The 14,079-nt window shown below is 74.8% G+C and carries 11 protein-coding genes and 1 tRNA gene; 6 read left to right on the plus strand and 6 right to left on the minus strand.

Going from position 1 to position 14,079, the window contains the following annotated elements:
• The first annotated feature begins 91 nt into the window (after positions 1-91).
• Both treY and ACFWUZ_RS09695 read left to right on the plus strand, forming a co-directional pair.
• A complete protein-coding gene (gene treY, locus ACFWUZ_RS09690; protein ID WP_384369883.1) occupies positions 92-2,347 on the plus strand; it encodes a malto-oligosyltrehalose synthase in 2,256 nt (751 codons plus the stop codon).
• A 366-nt stretch (positions 2,348-2,713) separates the two neighbouring features.
• A complete protein-coding gene (locus ACFWUZ_RS09695; RefSeq protein WP_384369886.1) occupies positions 2,714-4,066 on the plus strand; it encodes a M14 family zinc carboxypeptidase in 1,353 nt (450 codons plus the stop codon).
• Here the strand turns inward: ACFWUZ_RS09695 and ACFWUZ_RS09700 are convergent.
• Positions 4,033-4,509, minus strand: coding sequence for a GNAT family N-acetyltransferase (locus tag ACFWUZ_RS09700; protein ID WP_384369889.1), 477 nt, complete (start codon positions 4,507-4,509; stop codon positions 4,033-4,035). The two genes, ACFWUZ_RS09695 and ACFWUZ_RS09700, sit on opposite strands and share 34 nt — an antisense overlap.
• 118 nt (positions 4,510-4,627) lie before the next feature.
• Positions 4,628-5,191 carry an FHA domain-containing protein gene (locus tag ACFWUZ_RS09705; RefSeq protein WP_384369892.1) on the minus strand — a complete coding sequence of 188 codons (564 nt, stop codon included), beginning with the start codon at positions 5,189-5,191 and terminating at the stop codon, positions 4,628-4,630.
• A gap of 110 nt (positions 5,192-5,301) precedes the next feature.
• On the opposite strand from ACFWUZ_RS09705, the gene treZ reads away from it, so the two are divergent.
• Positions 5,302-7,062, plus strand: coding sequence for a malto-oligosyltrehalose trehalohydrolase (treZ, locus tag ACFWUZ_RS09710; RefSeq protein WP_384369895.1), 1,761 nt, complete (start codon positions 5,302-5,304; stop codon positions 7,060-7,062).
• 127 nt (positions 7,063-7,189) lie between these two features.
• On the opposite strand, the gene ACFWUZ_RS09715 is transcribed toward treZ, so the two are convergent.
• Together ACFWUZ_RS09715 and ACFWUZ_RS09720 are read right to left on the minus strand one after the other, a co-directional pair.
• Positions 7,190-8,314, minus strand: coding sequence for a M24 family metallopeptidase (locus ACFWUZ_RS09715; protein WP_384369898.1), 1,125 nt, complete (start codon positions 8,312-8,314; stop codon positions 7,190-7,192).
• The gene (locus ACFWUZ_RS09720) at positions 8,304-9,209 is read right to left on the minus strand and encodes a LysR family transcriptional regulator (protein WP_384370318.1); all 906 of its coding nucleotides are present in this window, start codon (positions 9,207-9,209) and stop codon (positions 8,304-8,306) included. The genes ACFWUZ_RS09715 and ACFWUZ_RS09720 overlap by 11 nt, the downstream gene beginning before the upstream one ends.
• Before the next feature lie 77 nt (positions 9,210-9,286).
• On the opposite strand from ACFWUZ_RS09720, the gene ACFWUZ_RS09725 reads away from it, so the two are divergent.
• Both ACFWUZ_RS09725 and ACFWUZ_RS09730 read left to right on the plus strand, forming a co-directional pair.
• Positions 9,287-10,069: a hypothetical protein gene (locus ACFWUZ_RS09725; protein ID WP_384369901.1), complete on the plus strand. Its 783-nt coding sequence runs from the start codon at positions 9,287-9,289 to the stop codon at positions 10,067-10,069.
• 74 nt (positions 10,070-10,143) lie between these two features.
• Positions 10,144-10,216: transfer RNA gene (locus tag ACFWUZ_RS09730), tRNA-His, on the plus strand.
• Positions 10,217-10,275: 59 nt separating this feature from the next.
• Here ACFWUZ_RS09730 and ACFWUZ_RS09735 read toward each other — a convergent pair.
• Positions 10,276-11,031: an alpha/beta fold hydrolase gene (locus ACFWUZ_RS09735; RefSeq protein WP_384369904.1), complete on the minus strand. Its 756-nt coding sequence runs from the start codon at positions 11,029-11,031 to the stop codon at positions 10,276-10,278.
• 70 nt (positions 11,032-11,101) lie between these two features.
• On the opposite strand from ACFWUZ_RS09735, the gene ACFWUZ_RS09740 reads away from it, so the two are divergent.
• A complete protein-coding gene (locus ACFWUZ_RS09740) occupies positions 11,102-11,806 on the plus strand; it encodes a hypothetical protein (protein ID WP_384369906.1) in 705 nt (234 codons plus the stop codon).
• On the opposite strand, the gene ACFWUZ_RS09745 is transcribed toward ACFWUZ_RS09740, so the two are convergent.
• Complete coding sequence (locus ACFWUZ_RS09745; RefSeq protein WP_384369909.1) at positions 11,793-13,853, minus strand: phosphocholine-specific phospholipase C; 2,061 nt, start codon at positions 13,851-13,853, stop codon at positions 11,793-11,795. The genes ACFWUZ_RS09740 and ACFWUZ_RS09745 overlap by 14 nt on opposite strands.
• Between the last annotated feature and the right edge of the window lie 226 nt (positions 13,854-14,079).

The raw sequence follows: 14,079 nt of genomic DNA on the forward strand, positions 1-14,079 counted from the left end.
AACCCGGTGCAGTCACCCGGATGCATTGGGTAATGGCACGGAATCCGGCAGGCTGGGTACGTACGTTCTCATGAGCCAGCCGCTGTCACGCATGCACACGGAATCCGATGTTCCGAAACCTGTCACCCCGGCCTCGACCTACCGCCTCCAGCTGGGCCCCCGGTTCACCTTCGCGGCGGCCGGGGCCGCCGTCCCGTACCTGGCCTCCCTCGGCGTGTCCCACCTGCACCTCTCCCCCGTCCTGGAGGCGGTGCCCGGCTCGGCGCACGGGTACGACGTCACCGACCACACGCAGGTGCGCGCCGAGCTGGGCGGGGAGGCGGGCCTGCGGGAGCTGGCCGGCCTCGCCCGGGAGCACGGGCTCGGCGTCGTGCTCGACATCGTGCCGAACCACATGGCGGTCCCGACGCCCCTGCGGCTGAACCGGCCGCTGTGGGAGGTGCTGCGGAACGGGCCGGACTCCCCGTACGCCCGGTGGTTCGACATCGACTGGGAGGCGGGCGGCGGGCAGCTGCTGCTGCCGGTGCTCGCCGGCCCGGTGGAGTCCTGCGCCCTGGAGGCCGACGGGGAGGTGCTGCGCTACGGGGAGCAGGAGTTCCCGCTCCGGGAGGGGACCGGCGGGTTGGACCTGCCCGAGCTGCTGGCGGCGCAGTGGTACCGCCCGGCCTGGTGGCGGGAGGCCCGCACCTCACTCAACTACCGCCGCTTCTTCACCATTTCGGAACTGATCGGGGTGCGGGTCGAGGACCCGGAGGTGTTCACGGCCACCCACGCGAAGGTGCTGGAGCTGGTCCGGGACGGGGTCGTGGAAGGGCTGCGGATCGACCACGTGGACGGTCTCGCCGATCCGCAGGAGTACCTGCGGCGGCTGCGGTCGGCTGTGGGCGGGCGCTGCTGGGTGGTGGTGGAGAAGATCCTGGCCCGCCAGGAACGGCTCCCGCCGAACTGGCCGGTGGCGGGAACCACCGGGTACGACGCGCTGCACCGGGTGGACGGGGTGTTCACCGACCCGGACGGCTCGGCCGAACTGGCGCAGCGCTACGCGGAGAAGACCGGGGTCCCGCCCTGGGAACGGACGGCCGCGGCCAGCGCCCGCGAGGTGCTGACCGGCGACCTGGCCGCCGAACTGGCCGCACTGGAGCGGCTGGCCGGCCCGGAGCTGAAGGAGGCCGTGACGGAGCTGCTGATCGCCTATCCCGTCTACCGGCCCTACCCCGGCGACCCGGAACCCGCCCCGCAGGCCCTGGAGCGGGCCGCCGCCACGGCCGGTGCCGCCGCCGTCGCGGGCGTACGGGACCTGCTGCTGCGGGACCCCGCCTTCGCCGCCCGCTTCGCCCAGACCTCCGCGGCGCTGCGCGCCAAGTCCCTGGAGGACCGGGCCTTCTACCGGTACGCACCCCTGCTGTCGGCCACCGAGGTCGGCGGGGACCCCGGCCGCCCGGCCGTGCCGGTGCAGGAGTTCCACAGCTACTGCGCGGCGCTCGAACGGAACTGGCCCGCCTCCGGGACGGTGCTCTCGACGCACGACACCAAACGCAGCGCGGACGTCCGGGCCCGCATCGCGGTGCTGTCCCAGGCCCCGCACCTGATGGACGGCGCCGCCGGCCCCGATCCCCAGCTCGCCTGGGTGGCCCGGCAGACCGCGCTGGGCCTCGGGGAGGTTCCGCAGGCCGCGCCCCGGCTGGCCGAAGCCCTGCTCAAGGCGGTCCGCGAGGCGGGCCTGCGCACCAGCTGGACCGACCGCGACGAGGCCTACGAGGCGGGCGTCGCCGGATATGCCCCGCAGCCCCTGGACCTGCCGCCCGCCCTCGCCGGGGCGGCCCGCGCCAACCTCCTCGGCATGGCGCTGCTGCACCTGGCGATGCCCGGGGTCCCCGAGGTGTACCAGGGCTCCGAGACCGAGTACCGGGCCCTGGTCGACCCCGACAACCGCCGCCCGGCCGAGTTCCCGCACCGGGCGCTGGCCCGGCTGGACGCGGGGGGCGCTCCCCGGGACCCCGCCGAGGAGAAGCTGGCCCTGACCGCCGCCCTGCTGCGGCTGCGCCGCGACAGGGCGGACCTGTTCACCGGCTACGCCCCGCTGTCCGCCCGGGGGCCGGGCGCGGAGCACTGCCTGGCCTTCGCCCGCCCGCGGGGGCTGGTCGCGGTGGCCACCCGCCTGTCGCACCGGCTGGCCGGGGCGGGGGGCTGGCGGGACACCGTCCTGCCGCTGCCGCCCGGGCGGTGGGCCCCGCTGACGCCGGCCGCGGGGGCAAACGGGCCGGGCGGGGACGCGTACGAGGGCGAGGTCCGGCTGGCGGGCCTGCTCGGCGCGCTGCCCGTGGGGGTGCTGCTCCGCACCGGATAGCGGCGTGGAGGCCGCCGAGGGTGTGCTCCGCACGGATCACCGTGTGCGGGGTGCACCTGGCCTGCCCCCGGCGAGGCCTTCCCCGGCCTGGCGGGCCGGGGCCTGCACCGGCGCGGGACGAGCGGCTCCGGAGCGACCGTACGGCCCGGGTCCTGCCGGGGCCGTACGGCTGCGGCGCCCTGGTCCGTGACGGGCAGGATGACCTCGTCCCCAGGGCGGCGGGGCGGGAGCGCACGAGGCCCGGACGGACTGCGGGCAAGGCGTTGGCCAGGGGATTCCGTCGCCGTCGCGGGAACTGCGGGGTCCGCGGAGCAGTAGGCGGCGTGCGCGGGGGGCATGGCATCCCTTGTGACTCTCCTCCGCGACATGTCCTATCCCACCCCACGTGAACTCGCTCTGGCCGCCCGCGCCCTGGCGGACGAACACCCGGGACCGGTCCGGCTCCGGCAGGCCGGGACCTCCCGGGCCGGGCAGCCCCTCTGGGTGCTGTCCGTCGCCGCGGCCGGCGGGGCGGCCACCGGCCTGCCCGGGCACGGGCACGGGTCCGGACGCAACGTCCTGGTGGTCGCCGGGGCCCACGCGAACGAGCCCGTCGGCGGGGCCACCGCGCTGTCCCTGGCCCGCCGCGTCCTCCACGACCCGGCCCCGCGCGCCGGCTGCGGCTGGCACTTCCTGCTGTGTGCCGACCCGGACGGCGCGGACCTGCACCGCACGCCCCGCCCCCGCTCGCTGCTCGACTACCACCGGAACTTCTACCGGCCGCCCGGCCCCGAACAGCCCGAGTGGGCCCCGTCCTTACTGCCCCCGGACCGGCTGCCGCCCGAGACCCTCGCCCTCACCGCCCTCATCGACGAACTCCGGCCCGTCCTCCAGGTCTCCCTGCACGCGACGGACCTCGGCGGTTCCTGGGTGCAGCTCACCCGGGACATACCCGGCCTCGCCCAGCCCTTCGCGGAATCGGCCGCGGAACTGCGCATCCCCGTGGAGACCGGCGCCTCGGACGCGGCCGGCTGGCCCTCCCCCGGCCCCGGGATCTACGTGATCCCGGAGCCGGGCAGCGAGGCCGCCGGAGCCTTCCACCCGGAGGACATCCGGCTCAGCACCTGGTACCACGCCCACCGGTACGACGGCACCACCGCCATCGTCGAAGTCCCCATGTGGGCCTCCGATCTGGTGGACGACCCGGCCCCGCACCCCGACCCGCGCGGCGCCCTGCGGGTGCTGGCCCGGCGGCTCACCGCGGACGCGGCGCTCGTGGCCGGGGCCCGGGAGCTCACCGGGGCCGCCGGGGGGCCGCTCCACCGGGACCCGGACGCGGCGCCGCTGCTGCGCGCGGTGGACTGGACGCTCGCGCTGATCCCCCGGGTCGCCCTGGAGTGGACCGGCCGCGGGGCGCCCGTGGAGGCCACGGCCGCGTACATCGCCGGGATCGACGCCTTCGGGCGCCGTCTGTCGCTGCGCGCCGCCGCGATGCTGTTGCGGGTGCTGCGTACGCGGAGCCATCCGGCGGCGCCCGCGCTCGACCGGCTCGTGACCGGCTGGTGCGAGGAGTTCGCGGCCCGGTTCCAGGCCCGCTGGGTGCCGGTGGCCACCCAGGTGGAACACCAGTCCCGGGCGGCGCTGGCCGCGTACGCACACCTCGTGGAGGCCGGACCCGGCGGCCGGGCCCCGGCCCCCGCGGCCGTTCAGGACGCGGCGGGGTCCACGGGCAGACCGTAACGGCGCTTGGGGCGGCCGGTGGCGCCGAGGCGGTCGTAGAAGCGGATCGCGCCCTCGTTCCAGTCGGGGGTCTGCCACTGGACCTCGGTGAGGCCGAGGTCACGGGCCAGCTCCCGCACGCCCTCCATCAGGGCGGCGCCGAGGCCGTGGCCGCGCGCGTCCTCGGCGAGGTAGAGGCAGTCCATGTGGAGGTAGTGGCGGGCGTCCCAGAAGGCGAACTCGGTGGAGCAGGCCGCGTAGCCCGCCACCGTCCCGTCCGGGGTCTGCGCGAGCAGCACCCACAGCGGGGCCCCCTCGGCGAAGAGCTGCGGGCCGAGCCGGTCGGCGAGGCCCGGCGGGCGGGGGGCGGACTTCTCGTACGCGACGTGCTGCTGGACGAGTTCGACGAGCCGGGGCAGGTCCTCGGGGCGCGCGCGGCGCACGACAGGCGGCGTGTGTTCCATGAGCACCATCTTGGGCCCCCGCCCCGGGCGGGCCGCACCCGCCCGGCCCCCGCCCGCCCGCTTCCGTACCCGCCCGCTCCCGGGCGCGCGGGCGCGGGTCGGGCGTCCGGCGGGGCCGTCAGTTCGCCGAGAGCCGGAAGGCGATCTTCCCGAAGCTGACCTGGTCCCCGTCCCGCACCACGGCCGAGCCCGTCACCCGGCGGCCGTTGACCGTGGTGCCGTTGGTGGATCCCAGGTCCTTGACCACCCAGAGGCCGTCCCGCATCCGCAGCTCCGCGTGCATCCGCGAGACGGTCTCGTGGGTGAGCCGCAGTCCGTTGCCCGGGTCGCGGCCGATCCGCAGGGCTCCCGTGCTCGGGTGCGGGAGGAGCAGCTTGGGCAGTCTCTCCGCGGTCCAGGCGCGCCGGACACCGGCGCTGACGGCGGAGGCCCGGCCGACCCAGCCGAACAGCCGGCGGGTCCAGGGGCTTTCGGCGCCCTCCCGTTCCTGGAGGTCGGCGGTGAGGACCGCGAGGTCCTCGGAGCGCCTGGCGACCAGGGCGAGTTCCATCCGGCGCAGGAAGGTGTCGTGCGACAGCCTGCCCAGGGCCGCGCCCTCCCTGAGCTGGCCCAACGCCCGCTCGCGCTCCGCATCGGAGAGCCGCGGCACGGGATAGGAGGCAAACTCGAAACTCGACGTCACAGGGTGATTGTCGGCCCGTCGGGGCCGGAGTGTCCAGAACTCCCCCGCCGAGCCCGGAATGATGGGCAGGATACGCATGCTGGACACCGCCGGAGACGAGGGGACCGTCCGTGCAGTTCGAGGTGTGGGCACCGCTGACAGGTCATGTCGCCATGCGACTGGACGACGCGACGTACGACATGGCACGTGATCCGGACCGGGACGGCTGGTGGACCGTCGAGGCCCCCGCCGCCGACGGGAGCCGGTACGGGTTCCTGCTGGACGGCGAGTCGAGTGCCGGGACCGTGGTCCGGCCCGACCCGCGCGGCCGGCGGCTGCCGACCGGCCCTGACGGGCCGTCCGCCGTGGTCGACGTGGCGGCCCTGTTCGCGGACCCGACGCCGGGGCCCCGCACCCCGCTCCAGGACGCGGTCCTGTACGAGCTGCACATCGGCACCTTCACCCCCGAGGGCACCTTCGACGCCGCGGCCGCCCGCCTCGGTCACCTCGTCTCCCTCGGCGTCACGCACGTGGAGCTGCTGCCCGTCTGCCCCTTCCCGGGCCGGCACGGCTGGGGGTACGACGGGGTCGCACCCTGGGCGGTGCACGAGCCGTACGGCGGCCCGGCCGGCCTCGCCCGCTTCGTGGAGGCCGCGCACGCCGCGGGGCTCGGCGTGGTCCTGGACGTGGTCCACAACCACCTCGGCCCCTCGGGCAACCACCTCCCGGCCTTCGGCCCGTACTTCACGGACACCCACCACACCCCGTGGGGGGCGGCGGTGAACCTGGACGCGCCCGGCTCCGACGAGGTCCGCGCCTACCTCGTCGGCAGCGCCCTGGCCTGGCTGCGCGACTACCGGATCGACGGCCTCCGCCTCGATGCCGTGCACGCGCTGGTCGACGGGCGGGCGCTGACCTTCCTGGAGGAACTCGCCGCGGCCGTGGACGAACTGGCCGCGGAGACCGGCCGGTCCCTCTTCCTGATCGCCGAGTCGGACCAGTGCGACCCGCGCACCACCACACCGCGCGCCGGCGGCGGCCTCGGCCTGCACGCCCAGTGGAACGACGACTTCCACCACGCCCTGCACTGCGCGCTCACCGGCGAGTCCCAGGCCTACTACGCGGACTTCGCCGAGGCCCCGCTGGCGGCCCTCGCCAAGACGATGACCCGCGCCTTCTTCCACGACGGCACCTGGTCCTCCTTCCGGGGCCGCACCCACGGCCGTCCCCTGGACCGACGCCGGACGTCGGCCCACCGCTTCCTGGGCTACACCCAGACCCACGACCAGATCGGCAACCGGGCGCTGGGCGACCGGCTCGCGGCCTCCCTCTCCCCCGGTCTGCTGGCGTGCGCCGCGACCGTGGCCCTGACCGGCCCGTTCGTACCGATGCTGTTCATGGGTGAGGAGTGGGGCGCGGGCACCCCGTGGCAGTACTTCACCGACCACCAGGACCCGGAGCTGGCCGAGGCGGTGCGGACGGGCCGCCGCCGGGAGTTCGCGGCCCACGGCTGGAAGGCCGAGGAGATCCCCGACCCGCAGGACCCCGCCACCCGCGACCGCTCCTGCCTGGACTGGGCCGAGCCCGAACAGCCCGGCCACGCGCGCCTGCTGGCCTGGTACCGCACCCTCGTCGCGCTCCGCCGCTCGCACCCGGACCTGCGCGACCCGGACCTCGCGGCGGTCCGGGTCGCCCACGACGAGGAACGGCGCTGGCTGACCTTCCGACGCGGCGACGTACGGGTGGTGGTGAACCTCTCCCCGGACCCGGCGACGATCGCGCTGGGCCGCAACGGCGTGCGGGTCCTGGCCTCCTGGGAGCCCGTCCACCACCCGGGCCCGGACGGGCGGATCCACGTACCGGGCGAGTCCCCGGTGGTCCTGGGCCCTTAGCCCTGACACCGGACGGCGGGCCGTACGACCTGTTCGCCGAGGTCCTCGGGGTCCTGGCCGAGGACCGGCCTGCCCGTCACCCCGGCGGGACCCGCGCGGGCCCCCGGCCGGCCGCTCCTCCCGCCGGCTACTCGACGACCGCGAGTTCGCGGGGGGCGTTGTTGAGGCGGCGCACCCCGTCCTGCGTGACGGTCACGATGTCCTCGATGCGGACGCCGAACCGGCCCGGCAGGTAGACCCCCGGCTCCACGGAGAAGCACATGCCGGGGACCAGGGGCCGTTCCTCGCCCTCGACCATGTACGGCGGCTCGTGGGTGGTGACGCCGATGCCGTGCCCGGTGCGGTGGATGAAACGGTCCCCGTAGCCGAACTCGGTGATCACCGCACGCGCCACCCGGTCCACCTCCTGGCAGGCGATGCCCGGCCGCACGGCGGCGGTGGCCGCCTGCTGGGCCTCGCGGACGATGTCGTGGACGCGCTGCTCCTCGGCGCTCGGCTCCCCCACGTGCACCGTGCGGGAGATGTCGGAGCCGTAGCCGTCGCGCAGTCCGCCGAAGTCGAGCACCACCATGTCGCCCTGTCCGATGACCCGGTCGCCGGCCTCGTGGTGCGGGTTCGCCCCGTTGGGGCCGGAGCCGACGACCGTGAAGTCGACCTGGGAGTGGCCGTGCACGCGCAGCAGGGCGGCCAGGTCGGCGGCGACGTCGCTCTCCCGGCGTCCGGCGAAGGGCAGGTGGAGGATCTGCGCGTAGGCGGCGTCCGCGGCCTCGCCGGCCGCGGCGAGGCGTTCCAGCTCCCGTTCGTCCTTCACGGCGCGCAGCATGGGCAGCGAATCGGTCAGGGACACGTACGAGGTGGCGGGCAGCTCCCGCTGGAGGCCGAGGAGGTGCAGGGCCCAGGTGTTGTCGCTGACGCCGAAGCGCCCGGTGACGTCGAGCAGGGGTGAGGCCACCTCGTACGGGTTCCTGCCGTCGGCCCAGTCCCGCAGGGTCAGGGCGGAGGCGCCCGGGGCCCTGGCCGCGTCGGGGGCCTCCAGTGCGGGCACGACGAGCACCGGCTCCTGCCCGGCGGCGAGCACGAGCAGGGTCAGCCGCTCGGTCTCGGCGGTGACGCGGTAGCCGGTGAGGTGGGCGAGGTCGGGCCCGGGGGCGATCAGCAGGCCGGCCAGTCCCGCGTCGGCGGCGCTCTGCGCGGCGGCGGCCATCCGGGCGGCGTAGTCGGCCGCGGTGAAGGGGGCGGGGTCAGTGGTCATACGGGGATCCTGCCGTGAGCCGTGCCACGAGGGCAGCGGCCGCGCCGGTCGGGGCGCCCGGCACGAGCAGTTCCGTACGGTGCACCAGGCGGGGTGCGGACAGCGGTACGGCGGCCCCGGCCCCGGCGGCCCCGGCCCCGGCCGCCGCCCCCGCGGCGGCCTCCTCGGCCACGCGGCGCGGCAGCAGCACGAGACCGTGGCCGGCGAGGGCCAGGGCGCACAGGCCGTGCACGTCGGTGCCGTCGTAGCGCACGCCGGTACGGGCCGACGGGCGGCCGGTGGCCGCGGCGGCGAGCGGCAGGCCCACACCGGGCGCGTCGAGCCACCGTGCGTCGGCGAGGTCCTCCAGCCGCAGCGCGGCCCGCCCGGCGAAGGGGTGCCCGGCGGGCAGCAGGACGGCCAGTTCCTCCTCGCCCACTCCGGTCACGGTGAGCGGCGCCACGTCGGGCAGCCGCAGCGGGTCGCTGGGTGCGGCCGGACCGTCGGCCAGGCCGAGGTCGCAGCCGCCGGTGGCGACGGCGGCGGGCACCTCGGCGGGCGGCAGCACCCGCAGCGTGACCCCGGTCGCGGGGAGGGCCGCCAGCAGTCGGGGCCCCACGGCGAGCGGGGACACCGCGAGGGTGACCCGGCCGGGCGGGGCGGCGGCCAGCCGCAGTACGTCGGCGCGCGCGGCGTCGAGCCGCAGCAGCAGCGGCCCTGCGTGTTCCAGCAGCCGCTCCCCGGCCGGGGTGGGCGCCACCGGCCGCCGGGTGAGCAGCTCGGTCCGCAGGTCCCCTTCCAGGGCGGCGACGTGCTGGGAGACCGCGGACTGGGTGTAGCCGAGCTCCCGGGCCGCCCCGGAGAAGGAGGCCAGGCGGGCGACGGCGACGAAGGTGCGGAGCAGGTGCGGATCCATGGACATCAGCATTGCTTATGGACCATGCAGCAACAATCGTTGGCGCTGAAGTGGGAGCCGGCCACAGGATGATCCGCATGACCACCGCACCCCTCGCACGGATCGCCCTCGTCGGCGACCGCTCCCCCCATGTGACCTCCCACACCCGGATCCCGCTCCTCCTCGACGCCCTGGCCGCGCGCGACGGTCTCGTCCTCGACGCGTACTGGATCCCGACCGGCGACGCCGCGGCCGAGGCCGCCTCCGGTGCCCTGGCCCGCTTCGACGCGGTGTGGGTGCTGCCAGGGAGCCCGTACGCCAGCGAGGCGGGGGCGCTGGCCGCGATCCGGACGGCCCGGGAGGAGGGCATCCCCTTCCTGGGGACCTGCGGCGGCTTCCAGCACGCGCTGCTGGAGTACGCCCGTACCGTCTGCGGCCTGGCGCAGGCCTCGCACGCCGAGCAGGACCCGGGAGCCGAGGACCTGCTGATCGCACCGCTCGCCTGCTCGCTGGTGGGGCACTCCGGCCTGGTCCGGGCGGAGGCCGGGTCGCTGGCGGAGTCCGCGCTCGGCGCGGAGCGCTCCGTGGAGAACTACCACTGCTCCTACGGGCCCGCGCCCCGGCACCTGCCGACGCTCGCCGCCCGCGGGCTGCGGATGTCGGGGCACGACGAGCAGGGGCAGGTGCGCATGGTGGAGCTGCCCGGTCACCCCTTCTTCCTCGCCACCCTGTTCCAGCCCGAGCTGTCCGGGGACGGGACCCGGCCGCACCCGGTGGTCCGGGCCCTCGCCGCGGCGGCCGTCGCCCGCGCCGCCCGCCGCCGGGAGGGGGTCACCGCCCGGCTCGCCGCCGCCCTGGCCGGGAGCCGGTCCGCCGGATAAGGCGTCGCGGGACCACCCGTCTGATCGGCTATGCTGTGCTTGCACGTCGAACGGGTGGTCCGCCGCCCTTCGTGGTGGGTGTAGCTCAGTTGGTAGAGCACCTGGTTGTGGTCCAGGTGGCCGCGGGTTCAAGTCCCGTCACTCACCCTGCAGATCCCCTGGGGCCGCGAGACATCTCGCGTCCCCAGGGGATCTTTTTTCGTGCCCTAGGCCCGCAGGAAGGCCTCGACCTCGGTGGCGAAGGCGACCGGTGCCTCGTGCGGCAGGTAGTGGCCGGCGCCGGGGAGGGTCTTGATCCGGCAGTTCGGGTACCAGGTCCGCCAGGTGGCGTGCATCACGTCGGCGGTGAGTGCGAGGTCGTACTCGCCGACCAGGACCAGCACCGGGACCGTGCTGCCCTTCACCGCCGGCGAGAGGTCCAGGGACTGCCAGCTCGCCAGGTACCCGGCGAAGGCCTCGGGGCGGGACACCTCCAGGGAGTGGGCGACCATCCGGGACAGCCAGTGGCGGCTGACCCGGTTGCCGGTGACCAGGTCGAGGATGGTCCGGCGCTTCTCCGGATCCCCGGCGGCGCCGTGGAAGAGGGCGTGGGCCGCGTCGTCCAGCTCGTAGGGCCCGGCCGGGACGGGGGCGATGCCGACCAGCTTCTCGACGCGCTCGGGAGCCCGGACGAGGACCTGCTGCACCGCCTTGCCGCCCATGGAGTGGCCCAGCAGGGAGAAGGTGTCCCAGCCCAGCTCGTCGGCGAGTTCGAGGACGTCGTCGGCGATCTCGGGAACGCTGTAGCGGCCGGCGACGTCCCGGCGCCCGCCGTAGCCGCGGTAGTCGAGGAAGACGTACGAGAAGCCCTCGGGGTCGAGGTGGTCCACTGCGGAACCCCAGTTGGCGGAGGTCCCGAACCAGTCGTGCAGCACGATGACGCGAACGGGTCCGGAGCCGATCCTGCGATGGGCGATGGCCATGCGTTCTCCCTCGGTGACGGGCGGAGCATCCGACGACGTACGTTCTGCCCACCGGCCCTACCATCACACCGTGAAACCGACACCGCGCCACGGGCCCGTGACCCTGGGGGACTTCTCGCGCGCCGACGGCGTCCGGCACCCGCACCACCCGCGCTCCTACGAGCTCAGCGATCCGGAGGAGATCCGCGAGTACCGGGCGGCCCACCCGCCCCACGCCGACGACCGCGACACGGACGGCTTCGACTGCATGTGCGACGAGGGCTGGGGCAGCCCCGCCCCGACCGCCGAGGCCGTGCGGCTGCTCGACCCGTTCTCTCCGGACGGGTTCCCGGCGCGGCACCGGTCCCGGTGGACGGCCGCGGCGCCCCGCGAACTGCGGGCGTACGCCCGGGCGCTGGCCGACGGCCAAGAGGAACCCCCCGGGCCGCGCGGAGTGCCACTTTCCGTGCTGTTCCGCTGGCTGGGCACCGTACGGGAACAGCCGCGGGACGCGGCGCGGCTGCTCGCGGACCGCGCCCCGGGTCTGCTGCTGGCCCGGGCGGCCACGGCGGACCTGGCGTGGGCGGTGCGGGAGACGGACCGGGTCGGGCTGGAGGGCGCTGTGCGGTTCTTTGCGGGCGAGGGGTTCACCACCCGTCACCCGAAGCGGCGCCGGGTCCCGGACACCGCCCGCGACCTGCTGCTCCGGCACGCACGCAGCCACCGGCCCAGTGACCTCCCGGTCCTGGAACGGCGGCTGCTGCGCGACCCCGAGGACCGGCTCAGACGGTCTTGATCGCGGGGTCGGAGACGCCCGGGGCGCCCGTCTCCACGTGGCCGGCGAAGCGGCGCAGGAAGGTGGCGTCGGCGTCGGAGACGACCTTGACGTCGTACCAGCGGGCGGTGGTCCGCAGGTCGACCGTGTGGGAGACCGTCGCGCCGGCGAGGACCTTGAAGGTCTGGGCCGCGCCGCCGTAGGCGTTGGTCACCGTCAGGTTGACCGCGGCCGTGCCGGAGTTGGTCAGGGTGAGGGCCAGGTTGCCGGTGGCCGCCACGTGGCGGGCGGTGACCTCCGGGCCCGCCTTCTTCGCCGGGCCCTTCCAGGTGCGCAGGAAGCCGTTGGGGCCCCAGACCGTCAGGTCGATCCGGTTGCCGGTGGAGCTGCTGGTGCTCCAGGTGTCGGAGAGGGTCTTGCCGGCTTCGACGGTGTAGGGCCAGGGGCCGTCCGTGCGGTTGCCGGAGGTGCTGTGGAAGTGGGCGCCCAGGGCGGGGCCGGCGGCGAAGGTCAGGGTGAACTTGCCGGTGGACACGGTGGCCCTGCCGTCCACGTACGGGCTGTAGCCCAGGGCGCGGGTCGGCTTGGAGCCGGCCTCCTGCTTCGGGAGGGTGCCGGTGGCCGGCACGGCCGGGTAGTACGACGGGTGACGGTTCTTGTCCGGGGGGACGTAGCCGGCCGTGGACGGGAGCGCGGCGGGGGCCGCGTCCGCCCGGGTGAAGTCGAAGGCCGAGGTCAGGTCACCGCACACGGCGCGGCGCCACGGCGAGATGTTGGGCTCCTGCACCCCGAAGCGCTTCTCCAGGAAGCGGATCACCGACGTGTGGTCGAAGGTCTCGGAGCAGACGTACCCGCCCTTGCTCCACGGGGAGACCACGATCATCGGCACGCGCGGCCCCAGCCCGTACGGGCCGGCCGCGTAGCCTCCGCCGCCCGCGTACAGGTCGCCCTTGACGTCGGCCGTGGACAGGCCCCACGCGGAGGACGCGGGCGGGTACGGCGGGACCACGTGGTCGAAGAACCCGTCGTTCTCGTCGTAGGTGATGAACAGGGCGGTCTTCGCCCAGACGGCCGGGTTCGCGGTGAGGGCGTCCAGGACCTGCGAGATGTACCAGGCGCCGAAGTTCGTCGGCCAGTTCGAGTGCTCGCTGAAGGCCTCGGGTGCGGCGATCCAGGAGACCTGCGGCAGGGTGCCGTTCACCACGTCCGCGCGCAGCCGGTCGAAGTAGCCCTCGCCGGCCTTGGCGTTCGTGCCCGTACGGGCCTTCTCGTACAGGGGGCTGCCGGGCTGGGCGTTGCGGTAGGTGTTGAAGTACAGCAGCGAGTTGTCGCCGTAGTTGCCGCGGAAGGCGTCGTTGATCCAGCCCCAGTGACCGGCCGCGTTCAGGCCGTCGCCGATGTCCTGGTAGACCTTCCAGGAGACCCCCGCGGACTCCAGCCGCTCGGGGTAGGTCTTCCAGCCGTAGCCCAGCTCCTCGTTGCCGAGGACCGGGCCGCCGCCGGTGCCGTCGTTGCCCGTGCAACCGCTCCACAGGTAGTAGCGGTTGGGGTCGGTGGCTCCGATGAAGGAGCAGTGGTAGGCGTCGCAGACGGTGAAGGCGTCGGCGAGGGCGTAGTGGAACGGGATGTCGTTCCGGGTCATGTACGACATGGTGGTGGCCGTCTTCGCCGGGACCCACTTGTCGTACTTACCGTTGTTGTAGGCCTGCTGGCCGCCGGCCCAGTCGTGGTTGAGGCCCGTGAGGAACTGCATCCCGAGGTCTTCCACCTGCGGGTTGAAGGGCAGGATGTCCTTCGTCCCGTTGGACTGGTGGAAGACGGACTTTCCGTTGTCCTGGACTACGGGCCGGGGGTCGCCGAAGCCGCGTACGCCCTTCATCGCCCCGAAGTAGTGGTCGAAGGAACGGTTCTCCTGCATGAGGACGACCACGTGCTCGATGTCCTGGATCGTTCCGGTGCTGCCCTGCGCCTCGATGGCGGCGGCCCGCGCGATGCTCTCGTTCAGCATCGCGACGGCCGCGGTGCCTCCGGCGATCTGCAGGAACCTGCGACGGTTCAGCTCTGTCATGGGTGACGACCTCTGGGGGTGAGGGAGGGGGAGTCGGGGGCGCCCCAAGGACAGCGGCTCCGGGGTACCGGACGGGGATCAGCTCGTGACGCCCCGCCGTACACCTGGAGAACGAAAGCCCTCCGGAGCGGCCCGGACCTGCCGCCGGCGCCGGCTGGAGGGAGGGTACGGGCCAGGAGTCCCCGCACAACAGACCCGGGCGGCAGGCTTCTTGGGCCGGCAGCGG

Origin of the sequence: Streptomyces sp. NPDC058646, from assembly GCF_042716875.1 — a bacterium.
Classification (GTDB): domain Bacteria; phylum Actinomycetota; class Actinomycetes; order Streptomycetales; family Streptomycetaceae; genus Streptomyces.